Origin of the sequence: Chelativorans alearensis (assembly GCF_010993735.1) — a bacterium.
Taxonomy (GTDB): Bacteria; Pseudomonadota; Alphaproteobacteria; order Rhizobiales; family Rhizobiaceae; genus Chelativorans; species Chelativorans alearense.
The window spans coordinates 25,677-42,959 of the sequence record NZ_WQNI01000010.1; the positions used below are offsets into that span (position 1 = coordinate 25,677).

General features: G+C 63.4%; 16 protein-coding genes. 13 read left to right on the top strand and 3 right to left on the bottom strand.

Going from position 1 to position 17,283, the window contains the following annotated elements; all coding sequences use genetic code 11:
- Nucleotides 1-4 precede the first annotated feature (4 nt).
- The 7 genes from GPJ75_RS16110 (at nucleotide 5) to GPJ75_RS16140 (ending at nucleotide 7,916) form a co-directional block, all read left to right on the top strand.
- Entirely contained in the window at nucleotides 5-976 is a 972-nt protein-coding gene (locus GPJ75_RS16110) for an ABC transporter permease (protein WP_163269360.1), read from the top strand.
- Complete coding sequence (locus GPJ75_RS16115) at nucleotides 973-1,812, top strand: ABC transporter permease (protein WP_163269361.1); 840 nt, start codon at nucleotides 973-975, stop codon at nucleotides 1,810-1,812. The genes GPJ75_RS16110 and GPJ75_RS16115 overlap by 4 nt, the downstream gene beginning before the upstream one ends.
- 11 nt (nucleotides 1,813-1,823) lie before the next feature.
- On the top strand, nucleotides 1,824-3,443 hold the full coding sequence (locus GPJ75_RS16120) for an ABC transporter ATP-binding protein (RefSeq protein ID WP_163269362.1): 1,620 nt from the start codon (nucleotides 1,824-1,826) through the stop codon (nucleotides 3,441-3,443).
- A 56-nt stretch (nucleotides 3,444-3,499) separates the two neighbouring features.
- Nucleotides 3,500-4,795: an ArgE/DapE family deacylase gene (locus GPJ75_RS16125; protein ID WP_246249086.1), complete on the top strand. Its 1,296-nt coding sequence runs from the start codon at nucleotides 3,500-3,502 to the stop codon at nucleotides 4,793-4,795.
- A complete protein-coding gene (locus GPJ75_RS16130) occupies nucleotides 4,788-5,753 on the top strand; it encodes an NAD(P)-dependent oxidoreductase (RefSeq protein WP_163269364.1) in 966 nt (321 codons plus the stop codon). The genes GPJ75_RS16125 and GPJ75_RS16130 overlap by 8 nt, the downstream gene beginning before the upstream one ends.
- 19 nt (nucleotides 5,754-5,772) lie before the next feature.
- Nucleotides 5,773-6,816 carry a histone deacetylase family protein gene (locus GPJ75_RS16135; protein ID WP_163269365.1) on the top strand — a complete coding sequence of 348 codons (1,044 nt, stop codon included), beginning with the start codon at nucleotides 5,773-5,775 and terminating at the stop codon, nucleotides 6,814-6,816.
- Nucleotides 6,817-6,977: 161 nt separating this feature from the next.
- The gene (locus GPJ75_RS16140) at nucleotides 6,978-7,916 is read left to right on the top strand and encodes a LysR family transcriptional regulator (RefSeq protein ID WP_163269366.1); all 939 of its coding nucleotides are present in this window, start codon (nucleotides 6,978-6,980) and stop codon (nucleotides 7,914-7,916) included.
- A 21-nt stretch (nucleotides 7,917-7,937) separates the two neighbouring features.
- On the opposite strand, the gene GPJ75_RS16145 is transcribed toward GPJ75_RS16140, so the two are convergent.
- Together GPJ75_RS16145 and GPJ75_RS16150 are read right to left on the bottom strand one after the other, a co-directional pair.
- Nucleotides 7,938-8,741, bottom strand: coding sequence for an aminotransferase class III-fold pyridoxal phosphate-dependent enzyme (locus GPJ75_RS16145; protein ID WP_281354813.1), 804 nt, complete (start codon nucleotides 8,739-8,741; stop codon nucleotides 7,938-7,940).
- Between the two features lie 2 nt (nucleotides 8,742-8,743).
- The gene (locus tag GPJ75_RS16150; RefSeq protein WP_163269368.1) at nucleotides 8,744-9,622 is read right to left on the bottom strand and encodes a FadR/GntR family transcriptional regulator; all 879 of its coding nucleotides are present in this window, start codon (nucleotides 9,620-9,622) and stop codon (nucleotides 8,744-8,746) included.
- 138 nt (nucleotides 9,623-9,760) lie between these two features.
- Here GPJ75_RS16150 and GPJ75_RS16155 point away from each other — a divergent pair, with 138 nt between their 5' ends.
- The 5 genes from GPJ75_RS16155 to GPJ75_RS16175 all read left to right on the top strand — a co-directional run bounded on the left by GPJ75_RS16155 (nucleotide 9,761) and on the right by GPJ75_RS16175 (nucleotide 15,197).
- Entirely contained in the window at nucleotides 9,761-10,768 is a 1,008-nt protein-coding gene (locus GPJ75_RS16155) for a TRAP transporter substrate-binding protein (RefSeq protein WP_205602556.1), read from the top strand.
- A 51-nt stretch (nucleotides 10,769-10,819) separates the two neighbouring features.
- Complete coding sequence (locus GPJ75_RS16160) at nucleotides 10,820-11,323, top strand: TRAP transporter small permease (protein WP_205602557.1); 504 nt, start codon at nucleotides 10,820-10,822, stop codon at nucleotides 11,321-11,323.
- Complete coding sequence (locus GPJ75_RS16165; protein ID WP_163269370.1) at nucleotides 11,320-12,594, top strand: TRAP transporter large permease; 1,275 nt, start codon at nucleotides 11,320-11,322, stop codon at nucleotides 12,592-12,594. The genes GPJ75_RS16160 and GPJ75_RS16165 overlap by 4 nt, the downstream gene beginning before the upstream one ends.
- An 11-nt stretch (nucleotides 12,595-12,605) precedes the next feature.
- Complete coding sequence (dgoD, locus tag GPJ75_RS16170; protein WP_163269371.1) at nucleotides 12,606-13,781, top strand: galactonate dehydratase; 1,176 nt, start codon at nucleotides 12,606-12,608, stop codon at nucleotides 13,779-13,781.
- A 300-nt stretch (nucleotides 13,782-14,081) separates the two neighbouring features.
- Nucleotides 14,082-15,197: a mannitol dehydrogenase family protein gene (locus tag GPJ75_RS16175; RefSeq protein WP_205602558.1), complete on the top strand. Its 1,116-nt coding sequence runs from the start codon at nucleotides 14,082-14,084 to the stop codon at nucleotides 15,195-15,197.
- Here the strand turns inward: GPJ75_RS16175 and GPJ75_RS16180 are convergent.
- Entirely contained in the window at nucleotides 15,194-16,096 is a 903-nt protein-coding gene (locus tag GPJ75_RS16180; protein ID WP_163269372.1) for a GntR family transcriptional regulator, read from the bottom strand. The genes GPJ75_RS16175 and GPJ75_RS16180 overlap by 4 nt on opposite strands.
- A gap of 135 nt (nucleotides 16,097-16,231) precedes the next feature.
- Between GPJ75_RS16180 and GPJ75_RS16185 the strand changes: the two genes are divergently transcribed.
- A complete protein-coding gene (locus GPJ75_RS16185; RefSeq protein WP_163269373.1) occupies nucleotides 16,232-17,254 on the top strand; it encodes an ABC transporter permease in 1,023 nt (340 codons plus the stop codon).
- Nucleotides 17,255-17,283 lie beyond the last annotated feature (29 nt).

The following is a 17,283-nucleotide window of genomic DNA, read 5'->3' on the forward strand; positions in this document are numbered from 1 at the left end:
TCCGATGCTACGCTTCATCCTCATGCGGCTGGTGAAGGCGGCGATCATCCTGATCGCAATCCTCACGCTGAACTTCTTCCTCATCCACGCGGCACCCGGCGATCCGGCCGCGGTTCTGGCGGGAGAGGCGGGGGCGGCCGACGCGCAATTCATCGAACAACTGCGCGAGCGGTTCGGTCTCGACAAGCCGCTCCTCACTCAGCTCGGCATCTATCTGGGCGGCGTCCTGCAGCTCGATCTCGGCTACTCCTACCGCCAGCAGATGCCGGTGGCGGATCTCATCTTCGCCCGGCTGCCGGCCACGTTGCTCCTTACCCTTACGGCCTTCGTCATCGCGCTGGTACTCGGCACGCTGGCCGGCGTTCTGGCCTCGGCGCGGGTGGGCAAGTGGTCGGACACGGTGATCTCGACGCTGGCGCTCCTGTTCTACGCCACGCCGCTCTTCTGGGTGGCGCTGATGGCGGTGCTCGTCTTTTCGGTATTCCTCAACTGGCTGCCGGGCTTCGGCTATGAGACGGTGGGTGCGAACCATACCGGCTTCAGGCGCGCACTCGACATCGCTCAGCACCTCATCCTGCCAGCCACCACGTTGGGGCTCTTCTTCATGGCGGTTTATATGCGCATGACGCGGGCCTCCATGCTGGAGGTGAGCCGGCTCGACTTCGTGAAGACCGCGCGGGCCAAGGGTCTGAAGCCGGGCATCATCCAGCGCCGGCACATCTTCCGCAATGCCATGCTGCCGGTGGTCACGCTGGCGGGCCTCCAGGCGGGCCAGCTCGTCGGCGGGGCGGTGCTGACGGAGACGGTGTTCGCCTGGCCCGGCATCGGGCGGCTGATGTTCGAGGCGCTGGCCCAGCGCGACTACAACCTGCTTCTTGGCATCTTCTTCGTCTCGGCGGCGATGGTGCTCCTGTTCAATCTCATCACCGACATCCTCTACCGGGTCGTCGATCCCAGGATCAGGGTGGCGTCATGAGCGATTTCTGGAAGCGCTTCAGCCGAAATCGCGGCGCGGTGATCGGGATCGTCATCCTGGCCGTGGTCGTGCTGGTGGCGATCCTCGCACCCATGCTCTTTCCGCAATCGCCCTGGCGGATGGTGCAGCGCCCCTTCCTGCCGCCCCTTTCCATGAACCAGTATCCGCTGGGGACGGACGCGCTCGGCCGCGACGTATTGGCAGGCCTTGCCTATGGCGCCCAGGTCTCGCTTCTCGTCGGTATCGTCTCGACAGTCGCGGCTCTCCTGGTCGGCATCCCCATTGGCGCGCTGGCCGGCTACTTCGGCGGGGCGGCGGACGATGTGCTGATGCGCTTCACCGAATTCTTCCAGACGGTGCCGAGCTTCGCGCTGGCCATCGTGCTGGTGGCGATCTTCGAGCCGAACATCCAGTCGATCATCGCCGCGATCGCCATCGTGAGCTGGCCGCCCGTGGCTCGCCTGGTTCGCGGCGAGGTGCTGTCATTGCGCTCGCGCGAATATATCGAGGCGGCGATCCTATCCGGCCAGACGAGCGCGGCGATCATCTGGCGGCAGGTCCTGCCCAATACCCTGTCGCCCATCATCGTGCTTGCCTCGCTGATGGTGGCGACGGCCATTCTCTTGGAATCCTCGCTCTCCTTCCTGGGGCTGGGCGACCCGAACATGATGTCGTGGGGCTACATGATCGGGGCCGCGCGGACGGTTATCCGGCAGGCCTGGTGGCTATCCTTCTTCCCCGGCGTGGCGATCCTTTTGACGGTGCTGGCGCTCAACCTCATCGGCGAGGGGCTGAACGATGCGCTGAACCCCCGCCTGGCGCGGCGGGGGAAATAGGGGATATGGCGATGACGGAACCGGTCCTCAGCATCGAAAACCTGACCATTGCCCTGCCGGAAGGGGCGGAACGGGCATTCGCCGTCGATGGTGTGAGCCTGCAGCTCTTCGCCGGCGAGATCCTCTGCATCGTCGGCGAATCCGGCTCCGGCAAATCCATGTCGGCCAACGCCATGATGGGGCTGCTGCCGGATCTCGTACGTCCGGTAGGCGGCAGGATCGTCTTTGGCGGGGTCGATCTTCTCGACAAGACGGAAGCCGAGCTGATGGACCTGCGCGGGCGCAAGCTCGCCATGATCTTTCAGGAGCCCATGTCGGCGCTCAACCCGCTCATGCGGGTGGAGGACCAGATCGCCGAGGTCTACGAGGCGCATCGGCTTCTGAGCCCGAAGACACGGGCTGCCCGCGCCGTGGAACTCCTGACGGAAGTGGGCATCCCCGATCCGGCAAAGGCGGCAGAGGCCTATCCGTTCCAGCTTTCCGGCGGCCAGCGCCAGCGCGTCATGATCGCCATGGCGCTGGCGCTCGAACCGGAGATCCTGATCGCGGACGAGCCCACCACGGCGCTCGATGTCACGACACAGGCGCAGATCCTGAAGCTCATTCGCGACCTGCAGCGCAAGCGCGGCATGGCGGTGATGTTCATCACCCACGATTTCGGCGTGGTGGCCGAGATCGCCGACCGGGTGGCCGTGATGCAGCTCGGCAAGCTCATGGAGACCGGAACGGCCGACGCCGTGCTGGACAATCCGCAGCATGCCTATACGCGCAAGCTCATCGCCGCCATTCCGAGGCTCGCCGCCGGCCAGGCGCCGGCGCGGAAGGAAAAGCCGCCGGTTCTGGAGGTCGAAAGCCTCTCCAAGACGTATCGTACGGGCGGCGGCCTGTTCTCCAGGCCGCGTGTCGTGGAAGCGGTGAAGGATGTGAGCCTGCAGCTTGCCGAGGGGGAGACCTTGGGCATTGTCGGGGAATCCGGCTCCGGCAAATCGAGCGTTGGGCGCTGCCTGGTGCGGCTGATGGAGCCGGATCGGGGCACAGTGCGGCTTGCCGGCCGGGACATGGCGCATCTCAAGGGTGAGCGCCTGCGCGCGGCGCGCGGCTCGATCCAGATGATCTTCCAGGACCCCTATGCATCGCTCAATCCACGCGCGAGGATTGGCCGCATCATCGCCGAGGGGCCGATGGCCCATGGCGTGGCGCGGCGCGAGGCCTATGAGCGCGCGGCACGGCTGCTCGAACTCGTCGGGCTGGATGTCTCGGCCATCAACCGCTACCCGCACGAGTTTTCCGGAGGCCAGCGCCAGCGCGTCGGCATTGCACGGGCGCTGGCGCTCGAGCCGCGCGTCATCATCGCCGACGAAGCCGTCTCGGCGCTCGACGTCTCCATCCAGGCGCAGGTGCTGGACCTGCTTGCGGACCTGAAGGAACGACTCGACCTTGCCTTGATCTTCATCACCCACGATTTGCGGGTCGCCGCCCAGATCTGCGACCGTATCGCCGTGATGCACAAGGGCGAGTTGGTCGAGACCGGGCCTGCGCATGACATCTTCAACCGCCCGCGGAATGCCTATACCCGTACCTTGATCGAGGCCATCCCTGGCCGTGAGAAGGAGCTGGCGACGGCGGGTTGAAGAGGCAGTGGCTCATGCGGCGACAAGCTGCTGGTCAAGGATTTGAGGAAAAACCATTGGACGAAAAACTGGCGCAAGAGATCCTGTCTTCGGTCGAACGGGGTTTTGAAGATCAGATCACGTTCACCGAGGACCTGATCCGCCTTCCCTCGCTGCGCGGGAAGGAAAAGCCGGCGCAGGACCTTGTCCACGAAGCGCTGGAACAGCGTGGCTACGCCGTCGAGACCTTCACGATCGATGTCGATAAGATCCGCGACCATCCGGGTTTCTCCCCGGTCACCGTCGACTATTCCAATGCCGTAAACGTCGTCGCCACGCACCGCCCGCGCGAGGAGACGGGTCGATCCCTGATCCTCAACGGCCACATGGACGTGGTGCCGGAGGGACCGCACGAGATGTGGGAGGTCACACCTCCCTTCGAGCCGAAGCGGGTAGGGGACTGGCTCTATGGCCGGGGCGGCGGCGACATGAAGGCAGGGATTGCAGCCAACATCTTCGCGTTGGACGCGCTGCGCCGGCTCGGCCTTCAGCCGGCGGCGCGCGTGCATGTGCAAAGCGTGGTGGAAGAGGAGTGCACCGGCAATGGCGCGCTTGCCTGCCTGGTCGAGGGCTATACGGCCGATGCCGCCATCATCCCCGAGCCGGAGGACGAGAAGCTGGTGCGGGCCAATTGCGGCGTCTTGTGGTTCGACGTCCATGTGGCCGGCCATCCGGTGCATGTACGCGAGGCCGGCACCGGGGCGAATGCCATCGAGGCGAGCTTCCGCGTCATCGAAAGCCTGAAGAAGATGACGGAGGTGTGGAACGCGGAAAAGGCGAACTATCCCTACTTCGCCGATCTCGACCATCCCATCAATTTCAACGTCGGCAAGATCAAGGGCGGCGATTGGGCCTCCACGGTGGCGGCATGGTGCAGGCTTTCCTGCCGCATTGCCATCTATCCCGGCGACGATCCTGCCGAGCGCGCACGACGGATCGAAGAGCATCTTGCCCGGGACCTCGCCGGTGATGCCTTCCTCGGCAACCGCCCGCCGCAGATCACCTGGAACGGCTTTTTCGCCCGCGGCTACGTACTGGAGGAAGGCGGGGAGGCGGAAGCCGCACTTGCCGAAGCGCATCGCCGGGCGACGTCGAGCGCGTTGGAGAGTTTCGTCACGCCGGGCTATCTGGATGCGCGGGTCTTCGTCATCTATGCCGGGATGCCCTGTCTCGTCTACGGCCCGGTGACGGAGAACATCCACGGCTTCGACGAGCGGGTGAGCCTTGCCTCCATCAAACGCGTGACCGGCGCCATCGCGCTCTTCATTGCCGAGTGGTGCGGGTTGGAACCCGTCGAGGCCGGCCATGACTGACGGGCGCCCTATCGAGGGTGTCTATCTCAGCGGCGCGTTCGACCTGGAGGCGCTGTTCGGGCGCTATTTCGCCGCCCATTCGGACAGCGTGCGCCTGCGCCGTCCAGAAGAGATCGAGCGGCCGGAGGAGGTGCGCTTCGCACTGGCGTGGCTGCCGGCGGCGGATGCCTTCCGGCCTTATCCGAACCTCCGGCTCGCCGCCTCCATCGCGGCTGGCGTCGACAGCATCGTCCATTGCCCCAGCCTGCCGGAGGAAGCAGTCGTGACGCGCGTGCGCGACGAAAACCAGGGCGACCTGATGGCTGGCTTTGCCGCCTGGCAGGTCATCTGGCACCACCGCAACATGCGCTTCCACATCGATCATCAGGCGCGTGGCGAATGGACGCGACGCAGCGTCGATGAATATATCCCGCCGCGCGATTTCCCCGTCGGCCTTCTGGGCTACGGTCTCATGGGCAAGGCGATCGCTAGGGCGGTGACGGCGATGGGTTTCCCGGTCACGGCGGCGGTGCGCACCGCGCCGCCGGAACAGGCAAACGGCGTCACCTTCGAGGCCGGGGAGGGCGCCATCGTGAAGACCGCGGCGCGCTCGCGCATCCTCATCAACGTCCTGCCGCTGACGCAGGCCACGCACGGCATATTGAACGCCCGGCTCTTTTCCGCGATGCCGAAAGGTGCCGCGCTCGTCCAGCTCGGGCGTGGCGAGCATCTGGTGGAGGAGGATTTGAACCATGCGCTCGCCAGCGGCCAGCTTGCCGGTGCCTCGCTCGACGTCTTCAGCCGCGAACCGCTGCCGCCCGACCATCCCTGGTGGCGCGATCCGCGGATCCTGGTCACGCCGCACCAGGCGAGCGACTGTTCACCCGTCCTCGTCGCCGCCCAGGTTTGCCGGGCCGCGCTCGACGTGGTGGCGGGAATGAGGCCCGAGACGGCGGTGCACCGGGCGAACGGCTACTGAACGAATGGAAAGGATCGGCGTGAAAGCGATTTTCGACGAGCGGCAGCTTCTCCACAAGCCCGAGCGCTATTTCCGACGCGGCGCCTATATCCCGCACCCCGAGCAGCCCGAGCGCGCCATCCTCATCCGCGACATGCTGGAGCGCAACGGTTTCCCGATCGAGCGCCCGCGCGACTTCGGCGATGCGCCCATCAAGGCCGTGCATGACGCGGCCTATGTCGACTTCCTGAAAGACGCCTATGCCCGCTGGCGCGCGGCGGCCGGCGATGCCGAGCCGATACCGAACTATCATCCCGGCCGCAGGGCGGGCCGGCGGCCCTCGCAGATTTTCGGCCAGCTCGGCTGGTATGTCAGCGATACCTCCGTACCGTTGACGCAAGGCCTTTGGGAGGCAGTTTACTGGTCCGCCCAGACAGCGGCGGAGACCGCCGAGCGCGTGATGAGCGGCGAGCGGATGGTCTACGGACTGTGCCGCCCACCCGGCCACCACGCGCTCTCCGACGCCGCCAATGGCTTCTGCGCCTTCAACAATGCGGCGATCGCGGCACAGAAATTGAGGGAGCGGTTTTCGAAGGTCGCCATCCTCGACATCGACACCCATACGGGCAATGGCACGCTCGACATCTTCTACGAGCGTGGAGACGTCTTCTTTTGCTCCCTTCATGTCGACCCCGCCAACTATCCGACCTACTATCTGGGCTATGCCGACGAACGCGGCGAAGGGGAGGGGGAGGGTGCGACGCTGAACCTTCTTCTGTCACCGGGCGCGGGTGTGCAAACGATCCTGGAGCGCTTCGCGGAAGGGCTCGCCGCCATCCGCGCCTTCGGCGCCGAGGCACTCGTCGTCTCGCTCGGCTTCGACATGGCGGAGAACGACCCCCTGTCGGAGGTGAAGATGACGGGCGAGGGTTTTGCCGCGATGGCACGCGAGATCGTGCGGCTGCGGCTGCCTACGGCGCTTATTCAGGAGGGCGGCTATCTGGGGCCGTCTCTCGCCAGGAATGCAGAAATCTACCTGACGGCCAGCCGGGACGAGCTTGCCAAGGATATCCAAGAGATCTGACATGCCGCGCCACCCGTCAGTCCGGCGCGTAACCGCGCAGGAAGTGGTCGTCCGATTTAATCAACCATTGATTACGAACTAACGCTCGCGCGGTCAGCCGCCTTATTGTTTTTTGCGCAAACTTCGGCAAGATTCACACGTTTAGCTTTGTAGGGTTCGTTTTGACCATTCTCTATCGCCGCATCAAGAACCTTAACTGGAATCTTTTAAAGACTTTTCTCGTCATTGCCGAGGAAAAGAGCATAACGAGAGCCGCAGACAAACTTCTCGTTCGCCAGCCCTCCGTAACAGCAGCGCTGCAAAAGCTCGAAGAAGCCCTCGGAGCCCAACTAATCCAGCGCGACAGCCGCCGTTTCGTTCTGACAAGCAGCGGGGAACTGCTGCGTCAGGAATGCCTTGAAATCTTCCAGAGGGTCGAGCGGATCTTCGAGGCGATCGTCTCCGACACCGACAAGTTGACGGGCGAAATCCGGATCATGACCATTTCACATCTGGTCGTCCCTGCGCTCGACGAAGCGCTTTTCAAACTGCATCAACTCCATCCCTCCGTCAGCGTCCGCGTTGAGGTCGGCCAGAGCAAGGATATCGTCAGGGCAATCGCACAGAAGCAGGCGCCATTCGGCTTCTGCCTTCTTCCGAAGCCCGTCGCAGCGCTCGACTCTACCTTCATCATCCGTGAGCAATTCGGCATCTACTGCAGCGTTAATCACCGGATGAGCGGGCGCCGGGACGTACCGATCCAGTCGCTAAGGGAAGAAGCTTTTATCGCTCTTGCCTGCAGCCAGGACGGCGGCGGGCTTGAGCCGATGAATTATCTGCGCGACGGCGCCGGCCTTGGAAGGCGTACGGTAGGTAGCAGCCCGAATGTCGAGGAGGTCAGGCGGCTGATCGCAGCAGGTCTCGGTATCGGCATCCTGCCGACAGACGCAGTCAGAGTTGCCCCGCAAAGCGAGCAATTGTGGCTTCTGTCGACGCTGAACGGAGCGTTGGGGGCCGACGCTTATTTCGTAAGGAATCCCGAGGCCGATCTGCGACCTGCGGAACGTGTCTTCTTGGACATGCTGAGCGCTGCATTGCCAGCTCAACCCGAGCTCGCTTGAGCCCGGTATTCCGGCTCGTCCTCAGTTCCTGCTGGTCATGACCCTGTCGATTGCCGCACCCAGTTTGGCGACAATGCGATCGGCTCCCTGGATATCCAGGATCAAAGGCGGAACGAGGACGAGGACGTGGCTCATGCTGCCGAGTGCCCGGACAATAAGGCCGTCGGCGAGCGCTGCGGCAGACACCGCCTTGCCGGTCTCGCCGGGAACCGGCACGCCGTTGCGATCAACGAGCTCGATACCATACAGCAAACCCATGCCGCGAATATCGCCGATGCTGCTGGTCGAATCCTTGAGATCGCAGAGTTTTCGGTAGAGATGCCCGCCGACGGCACCGACGTTGTCAAGGATAGCCTCTTCTTCCATGACATCTAGTGTCGCAAGCGCCACAGCGCAGGAAACCGGATGGCCCCCATAGGTGTAGGCGTTCGAAAATGCCCGTCCGGACTGATTTGATCCCAGAAATCCGTCGTAAAGCGCGTCGCTCGCGATCACTGCGCCAAGCGGTAGATAGCCACTGGTCAAGCCCTTCGAGACCGCAATTATATCCGGTTCGATACCGGCATGCTCGAATGCGAACATTTTGCCGGTCCGGCCAAAGCCGGTGGTGACCTCGTCCATCACCAGGAGCGCGCCGGTCCTTTTTTTTGCGAGCTGTGCGACATCGGTGAGATAACCGTAGGAGGGGACGACGATACCGCCGGAAGCCATGATTGGTTCAATTACGATTGCCGCAATCAATCCCGGCGAGGGCGGACAAGTTGGAGAAGTTAGGACAACGGTCGAAGCACGCCCCCGCAACCATCGATAACAGCGCCCGTTCATCCCTAGGATGAGCGGGTTTTTTTTTGCCCGAGGCCAGGCTGAGAATGCCGGCGACCGAACTTGTCTACCTTGCCGGAATCGCCAGCACCGATTGCCGAAGTTGTGCGAGGCGTGGCGCCGGGCATTCCGCCTGTGCGCCGGGCAGTCTGCCTGTTTTTCTCAAGCATTTCGGCCATCGCTTTACGTGCCGCCGCGGGGTTGCCGTCAGCGATGGCTTCAGCAACGAGGATATGGCCTCTTCGCGTCACCAGTTCGCCGTCAATCGCAAGGACGCCATATTCGTAAGAGATCCGGAGCATCGCCAGAATTATCCGGCGCATCTGCCGCATCATGAGATTTCCCGTCGCCTCGAGCAACGTCGCGTGGAACCGGCAGTCGGCTTCGAACAGCGCCTGCAAATCGTCCTGCCCGGGATGCATTGCATTGGCCGCCTCGCGGATAATCTGCCGCTGCTCGTCTGTGGCACGCTCGGCGGCCAAAGCCGCAGCCTCGGGCTCGAGAATGCAGCGCAACTCGGTCGTTTCGGCGAACATCAGGCTTAGGCGTGGATGGGTGGGCTCGTGCCAGCCGACGACGTCGGCATCGAGCAAATTCCATTCCTCCACAGGCCGGACGCGGGTTCCATAGCGCCGAGCGGTGCGTACTAGACCCTTGCCCGACAGCACTTTGATCGCGTCGCGCACCGTGGTCCGGCTGACGCCGAGCGAGGCTGCGAGTTCCAGCTCGGTCGGCATGATTTCCCCTTGGGCATAGATGTCGCTGGCTATGCGGTGCCCGAGTGTCTCGACCGCCACGCGGGTTGCGCCGGTGGGCAGGGAGGGATCGGTTTCGAATGGAATCGTCAGGCGCAGACGGCTGCCGACGGCCCGTGGATCTCTCATTTTTCTCCCTTTACATATGATCTAAAGATTTGCACAGTACGGTTTGTGGCCGGGGCGGTGGCAACACAGGTTCCCTGTCGGCCCGCGCAGGCCGTCATCTGGCCATCTTGAAGGGAGGATAAGATGAGATTCAAGCATTTGATCGCCGCGCTATCCGTGACCTTGGGGGCGGTCACCTCGTCCCAAGCGTTTGCCCAGCAAGAGATCAAGTTTGGCATCGGTATTCCCGAGGGGGACTTCCCCGAATACAACGCGCTTGTAAGGTTCAAGGAATACGTCGAGTTCAAGACCAATGGTGAGCTCACCGTTCGCCTCTTTCCAAACAACCAACTCGGCGGTGAGCGCGAGATGCTGGAACAGGTGCAGCAGGGCAGCCTCGAACTGACTTTTCCAGCTGACGGGGCAATGGCAGGGTATTACCAGCCAATGCAGGTCTGGTCGATCCCGTATCTTTTCGAGAGTGCGCCCGTCGCTTGGAGGGTCATGAACAGTGATTTCGCTGATGAAATGCGCTCCGACATCCTCGAAGAAACGGGAATGAGGGCGCTGGCCTTCTCTCAGAACGGGTTCCGCTCATTCACAAACAATGTCCGCCCGATCATCAATCCCGAGGACATCTCAGGTCTCAAGATCCGAACGATGGAGAGCCCCGTCTTCATGGAGCTCGTGAACTCTCTTGGCGCCACAGCAACGCCGATCAGCGGCGCCGAGGTGCTGATGTCACTGCGCCAGGGTGTCGTCGACGGGCAGGAGAACCCGCCCGCGGTGGTCTACGGAGGCGGACTCGGGGAGGTGCAGAAGTACTACACGCTGAACGAGCACGTCTTCGGCCTGCACGTCATCATCGCCAACAACGAGTGGTTCGAGTCGCTCGATCCCGGCCACCAGCGTGTCATCATGGACGCCGCCCAACTCATGGCCTGGACTGAGAACCTGCAGAAGACCGAAGGCGACTGGCGCTTCAGTGAAAAGCTTCGCGAGGAACTCGACATGGAGATCCATGTCTCCACTCCGGAGGAAAAGGAGGCTTTCAAGGAGCTGACACAAGGCCCGGTCACCGAGTTCATCCGCGAGAACGTCGGGGACGAGTTGGTCGATGAGCTTCTCGCTGCCGTCGAGGAAGCCGAAAACGCACTCTACGACTGACCTTCAACGCGACTGCCGTCGTCCCGGGCGGCGGTTGCGGAGATTTTCACTATGTACGCCATCGCCCGGCGCCTTGCGCGCCTTCTCGCCCGGACGACCGAGACGCTCGCCTGCCTGCTGATGGTCGCGGTAACTGCGCTCAATCTCACGCAGGTGGGCGGGCGATACCTCTTCAACACCGGCTTCAGCTGGACCGAGGAGGCGATGCGCTACGGCATGATCTGGCTGATGATGCTTGGTTCGGTCGCCTGCATCTACCGCGCCGAGCATATGGGGATCGAGGCGCTGGAGAGCCTTGCCGGTAGGCACGCGCAGCTCGTGAAGTCCGCGCTCTACACCATCGCGTCGATCTTCTGCGTGTTCCTGCTGCTCTATGGATGGCCACTGGCACTCAGGAATGCAGGCCAACTCGCGCCGGCATCGCAAATCCCGATGATCTATCCATACATGGCGCTGCCGGTCGGTGCGGCGCTGATGCTGGTGCAGATTGCGCTCAGCTGGATCTCCGGGTTCGAGCCCGACCATGACGAGGACGAGGGGGTCGGCGCTGCATGATCTGGGTTGCCTTCACCGGTCTCGGGTTGCTCTTTATCGGCGTCCCCGTTGCCTTCGCGCTGGGCCTAGCGGGCCTTGTGGGCGTTTGGCTTGCCGGAATCCCCCTCAGCATAGTGGCAACGCGCATCTTCGCGGGCGTTGACAGCTTCGTTTTCCTCGCTGTTCCGTTCTACATCCTCGCGGCCGAGATCATGAGCCAGGGCGGTATCACCACCCGCCTCATCCGCATTACGGGACACGCAACGCAATGGCTGCGCGGCGGGACGGCCTTCGCCAATATCGGCTCGTCGGTCCTGTTCGCAGGCATCTCCGGCTCGGCCGTGGCCGATTCCGCCGCGCTCGGCCGGGTGTTCATCAGCGAGATGCCGAAGGAGGGCTACACCAAGCCGTACGCCGCCGCTGTCACGGTGGCGTCCTCGATCATCGGTCCGATCATCCCACCTTCGGGCCTCGCCATTATCCTAGGCGCGGTCGCGGGCATCTCGGTCGTCGACCTCTTTCTTGCAGGCGTCATTCCCGGGCTGTTGCTCGGCATCGCTTGCGCCGGCGTCGTCGCGATCGATGCCTTCCGCGGACGCATCCCGCGCCCCGCGCCAGCGCCTGCCGATGAATCGCCTCTACGGATGTTCCTGTCCGGCCTCGCCGTGGCGACGCTTCCGGTTGTCATAGTCGGTGGCATGGTGGTCGGTGCCTACACCGCGACAGAGGGGGGCGGCGTGGCAGTGGCCTACGCCCTCTTCCTCGCCACCGTTGTCTTCCGCGAACTCGACCTCGCCGGGCTCTGGCGCGCCTTCATGAAGGCCGCGCGCATCTCTGCCACGATCTATCTACTGGTTGCGGCTGCGACGGTACTCTCCTACGCGCTGAATTTGCTCGGCGTCACCTCCTGGGTCACCGCTGCCGCGGAGACGTTCGAGGGACAGCCAATACTATTCCTCTTCGCCATCGCGCTTCTGATGCTGATACTCGGCACTTTCCTGGACATCGGCGCGGCGATCCTGATCTTCATTCCGCTGCTAATGCCCGCCGTGCGCGAGCTCGGTATCGACCCGCTCCAGGCCAGCATGGTGGTGATGCTGACACTCGCTATCGGCCTCGTGACTCCCCCCGTTGGTGTCGTGCTATTCGTCGTCATGCGGATCGGTCGGATCGGAATGTATCCGCTCCTGCAGGCGCTTATGCCGTTCCTGATCGCCGAGCTCTGCGCCGTTGCGCTGCTCTGCCTCGTGCCGGGCTTCTCCACCTGGCTGCCCAAGCTTTTGAACCCGTAAGAGGTGCTGCTGTGAAGATCACCGCCGTCGAGACCGTTGTCGTCAATGCCGTCATGCGCAACTGGATCTTTGTCAAGGTTCTGACCGATCAGCCGGGCTTGCATGGCTGGGGCGAGGCGACGCTGGAATGGAAGACGCGCGCGGTGACGGGCGCCGTCGAAGATCTCGCGCCGTTTGTCGTCGGCGAGGACCCGATGCGGATCGAGCACCTCTCTGCCAAAATGGCGCGCTTCAGTTTCTGGCCGCTTGGCGCTATCGGTATGAGCGCGCTGTCGGGAATTGAACAGGCGCTTTGGGATATCAAGGGCAAGGCGCTGGGCGTCCCGGTTTGGGAACTTCTTGGCGGCCGCGTCCGCGACCGTGTACGGATCTACACACATTTGCGTCGCGGCAGGGTCGATGGCTTCGTCGGTACCGGCGACATCTCTGCCTTCTGCGACGCCGTGCAGGAAACGGTCGAGATGGGCTACGACGCGATAAAGCTCGGCTTCGTGCCCTACACCGGCTACGACGCTCCGCTGCCCTCAATCCGCCACGTCGAGAAGCTCGCTGCGGTCGTGCGTGAACGGGTAGGCGAGAGCGTCGATATAATGACCGACTTCCATGGCCGGCCTGACAGCCTCGACGCGGCCAAGGCCTATATCGACGCGATCGCGCCGATCAGGCCGCTCTTCGTCGAGGAGCCGATCCAGCCCGGTGATGCATCGGCGATGGCCGACCTCGCCCGCCGCGTCGACTGCCCGCTCGCAACCGGTGAGCGCTTGTTTACGCCGCGCGAGTTCTTGGACGTAGCAGAGAAACGCGCGGTCGCCTACGTACAGCCCGACTTGGCCCATTGCGGCGGCCTGTCTGGCGGGCGTCGAATCGCCTCTATAGCAGAGGCGGCGCACATGGGCGTGGCTCCTCATAACCCGATGGGGCCTGTGGCGGGGGCGGTAGCGCTGCACTTCGACGTTGCGACACCGAACTTCGTGATCCAGGAAGAGGCGGTGGGTGTTGTTCCTTGGTTCGAGGAGATATGTTCGAGCTATCCCCTCGCGCTCGAGGAAAAGGCGTGGCAGGTGCCGACCGCTCCTGGTCTAGGCATTGAGGTGGACGAGAAAGCTGCCGCTCGCTATCCGTTCGAGCAGGAACAGATCCCTGCCTTGGACGCTATTCTATCCGACGGACGCATCGCGAACTGGTAACGCTATTTCCCGGGAGACTGAGTCAGCCCTTTTGGAATGACGCAGCATCCCTTGCCCTCCTGGAACTTCTCTTCGCCTCAGCTTCGTGATGATCGCGCCCAGCTTTTTCAACTTTTACGCCGCGATGCGGTTGGCCGCCGGCTGAAAAGACCCTGCTGATATCGACGGTTGTCTGCTCAAAGATCTTTGGCACCGCGTCGCTACATATTCCTGTCCGCCGCCGCTCATACCCATCGTTGGACGGCCTACAGAATGTATATTATCATTAAGAACATTTTTGCGGAGGAGATGGCAGATCCAATGACCCCAATCCTGCAATTCGGCACCAGCCGCTTCCTTCAGGCGCATGCGGATTTGTTCATTTCCGAGGCGCTGGCGTCCGGGCAGGCGCTCGGACCGGTCACGGTGGTGCAGTCGAGCGGCGATCCCGCGCGGCGCGCACGCCTGGAGGCGCTTGCCGCGCCGGGCGGCTATCCGGTTCGCATCGAGGGGCTGGAGGGCGGTGTGCCGGTGATGCGGGAGGTGCGCGGCGTCTCGATTGCGCGGGCGCTGACGACGGAACAGGACTGGCCGGAGATCGCTCGCATTGCAGCCGCCGAGGCGGAGATTATCCTATCCAACACCGGTGACGCCGGGTGGACGGAGCGGGCCGACGACGCCGAGCCTGTCTTCCGGCAGGGCATGTCCTACCCGGCGAAGTTGACACAGCTTCTGCTCGCCCGATTCAATACGGGTGGCCGGCCAATCCAGGTGATGCCGACGGAACTGGTGGCCCGTAATGGCGAGCAATTGCGGGCGCGGGTGCTCGCGCTTGCTCCCGGCTTCGGATCCACCTTCGCGGACTGGGTCGCGGAGCGGGTGGTGTTTGTGAATTCGCTCGTCGATCGTATCGTGTCGGAGCCGCTGCATCCGGCAGGCGCCGTCGCCGAACCTTATGCGCTGTGGGCAATCGAGGACTGCCCCGGCCTCGTCCTTCCGTGCCGCCATCCGGCGGTTCAGGTGGTTGCCTCGCTAGACCGGATTGAACGGCAGAAGCTCCATATCCTCAACCTTGGGCACAGCTATCTTGTCGCCGGCTGGCTGGAGCGGGGCGGAGAAGGATCGCCGCTGGTGCGGGACCGGATGGCAGACCCGGCAATTCGCGCCGATCTCGAGGACCTCTACGATCGCGAGGTGCTGCCGGTCTTCGCGGCGGCGGGCTATGGCGACGCGGCGCCAGCCTATGCGGCGACTACGCTCGACCGCTTTGCCAACCCATATCTGGCGCACCGCCTCTCCGATATCGCCCAGAACCACAAGGAGAAAGTCTTCCGCAGGATCGGCGCCCTGCTCGAATGGAGCGCGGCACTGGGCGTGGCGACGCGGCAGCCTCGATTATCGCACACCGTCCGGCAGGCGGAGAGCTTCAGCAGCTAGGCCAGCGCGTGGCTGCGCAGGGATGATACGAGCGTCTGCTTCGAGGTGAGAAGATGGTCACGGGCGGCGCTTGTCGCCGCCGCTTCGTCGCGGGCCTGGAGCGCCTCGATCAGGCGGAGGTGTTCGCCGATCGCCGCCAGATTGCGCTCTCTCTCGTCGGTCTTGTCCCATTGGTAGTGGTAATGGAAGATCAACGTGATGACCTTCTGGAACTCGGCCACGAAGCGGTTGCGCACCACACCGCCGATCGCCGTATGGAACCGCTCGTCGAGCCCCGAGAAATCGTGATAGCGCTCGTCAATGTCCTCGGCGAGCCGGCGATGCTCGTCGGCGAGTTCCGCGAGCCGCTTCCATATGGCGTGGTCGTCGGGGAGGGCGATCAGATGCGAAACAGCGTTCAGCTCGAGCATGAGGCGGAAGTCCGACAGCTCCAGTGCATAGTCGAGCGTGAAGCCGACCAGTTCCCAGCCGCCCCGTGGGCGGCGGCTGACGAGGCTGAACCTGCTGAGAGAGGCGAGGAACTCCTGCAATCCGTAGGCTGGCACACGGAACTTGCGGGCAAGCTCGGTCACGTTGAGGCTCGTGCCCGGCGGAACGTCGAAGCGCAGTATCCAGTCGAGGAACTGCCGCTCCAGTTCCTCCTGTGAGATCTGGTCAGACTGGACGACGAGGCGGTCGCTTTTTTTCGGCGTGCGAAGCAGCGACTTGTTTCGGCCCATCCACGCGATGATGCCTTCGTCTCGAAGGCGGTCCAACGCGGACCGCACCACGGTTCGGCTGACCTCCAGATGGCGCGCGAGCGCCAGCTCGGAAGGGAGTTCGTCGCCCCGTTTCAACGTACCGCAATAGTCCAGCAGCGCGTTGAAGGCTGTCCTGAACCGTTCGTCCGTTCGCGCCAATTTCTCGTTCTCCCGATGGCTGCACAGGCCTATCACGCTGGCTCGTATGACGACAATAATTAAAAACAATTGACATAGCACCTCGATCTGCCCACTTTGCTTTTAATAATATTGAACCGTCATGGGAGGAGGGGTATGTCGGCCGCCGCAGGCAGCGCATATGCCACGGGAGGCATGGGGCAATCCAACGCCGAGACACTCCACAAGCTGTCGGCGCTCGCCACGCTCGGCATCCTGATAGGCATTTTCGCCTTCGGGAACGCTGCCTTCCTGTCGGTGAACAACGGGCTGACCGTCCTGCTGCAGACCTCGGTCATCGGCCTCCTCGGCATCGGCATGACGATGGTCATCATCACTGGTGGTATCGATCTCAGCGTCGGTGCTGTGCTCGCCCTGTCGGGCACGGCCACCGGCCTGATGGTCAAGGCGGGTGTGCCTGTACCTCTCGCCATGGCGGGTGGGGTCGGCGTCGGCGCTCTATGCGGGTTGATCAACGGCCTCGTCGTTACCAAGCTGCGCATCACACCATTCGTCGCCACGCTCGGCATGATGATGATCGCGCGCGGAACCGCGCTCCAGCTTACCGGGGCCGCCCCGGTCTCGCGACTGGGCGAGGCGTTCGGCAGGCTGGGCAATGGCGCGCTGTTCCGTATCGTCGAGCAGCAGCCCAACGGCCTGTCGAAGGTCGCCTTTCCCGGAATTCCCTATCCTGCGATCCTGTTGTTGGTCGTTGCACTCATGGCGGCGTTCCTGCTCAAGCGTCGCCCGCTCGGACGCCACATCTACGCAACGGGCTCGAATGAGGAGGCGGCCCGGCTTTCCGGTGTCAACGTCAATCGCACCAAGATTGCCGCCTATGTCATGTCGGGCGCGCTCGCCGGGCTGGCCGGTAATGTTTTGATGTCGCGCCTCGTCACCGCGCAGCCGAACGAAGGCGTCATGTACGAGCTTGATGCGATTGCGGCGGCGGTCATCGGGGGTGCCTCGCTGATGGGCGGCGTGGGCACGATCTCGGGCACGATGATCGGCGCCTTCATCATCGGTGTGCTGCGCAACGGCCTGAACATGGCCGGCGTATCCGCCTTCATCCAGCAGATCATCATCGGCTTCGTCGTCATAGCAGCGGTCTTTGTCGACCAGCTTCGAAGCCGCCGGTGAGTGCGACCAACCAGCAACAAGTGGAGGAA

Coding starts and splice junctions, on each gene's coding strand:
- GPJ75_RS16110 (WP_163269360.1), top strand. CDS start 5: ATGCTACGCTTCATCCTCATGCGGCTGGTGAAGGCGGCGATCATCCTG.
- GPJ75_RS16115 (WP_163269361.1), top strand. CDS start 973: ATGAGCGATTTCTGGAAGCGCTTCAGCCGAAATCGCGGCGCGGTGATC.
- GPJ75_RS16120 (WP_163269362.1), top strand. CDS start 1,824: ATGACGGAACCGGTCCTCAGCATCGAAAACCTGACCATTGCCCTGCCG.
- GPJ75_RS16130 (WP_163269364.1), top strand. CDS start 4,788: ATGACTGACGGGCGCCCTATCGAGGGTGTCTATCTCAGCGGCGCGTTC.
- GPJ75_RS16145 (WP_281354813.1), bottom strand. CDS start 8,741: ATGAACGGGCGCTGTTATCGATGGTTGCGGGGGCGTGCTTCGACCGTT.
- GPJ75_RS16150 (WP_163269368.1), bottom strand. CDS start 9,622: ATGAGAGATCCACGGGCCGTCGGCAGCCGTCTGCGCCTGACGATTCCA.
- GPJ75_RS16160 (WP_205602557.1), top strand. CDS start 10,820: ATGTACGCCATCGCCCGGCGCCTTGCGCGCCTTCTCGCCCGGACGACC.
- GPJ75_RS16165 (WP_163269370.1), top strand. CDS start 11,320: ATGATCTGGGTTGCCTTCACCGGTCTCGGGTTGCTCTTTATCGGCGTC.
- GPJ75_RS16175 (WP_205602558.1), top strand. CDS start 14,082: ATGACCCCAATCCTGCAATTCGGCACCAGCCGCTTCCTTCAGGCGCAT.
- GPJ75_RS16185 (WP_163269373.1), top strand. CDS start 16,232: ATGTCGGCCGCCGCAGGCAGCGCATATGCCACGGGAGGCATGGGGCAA.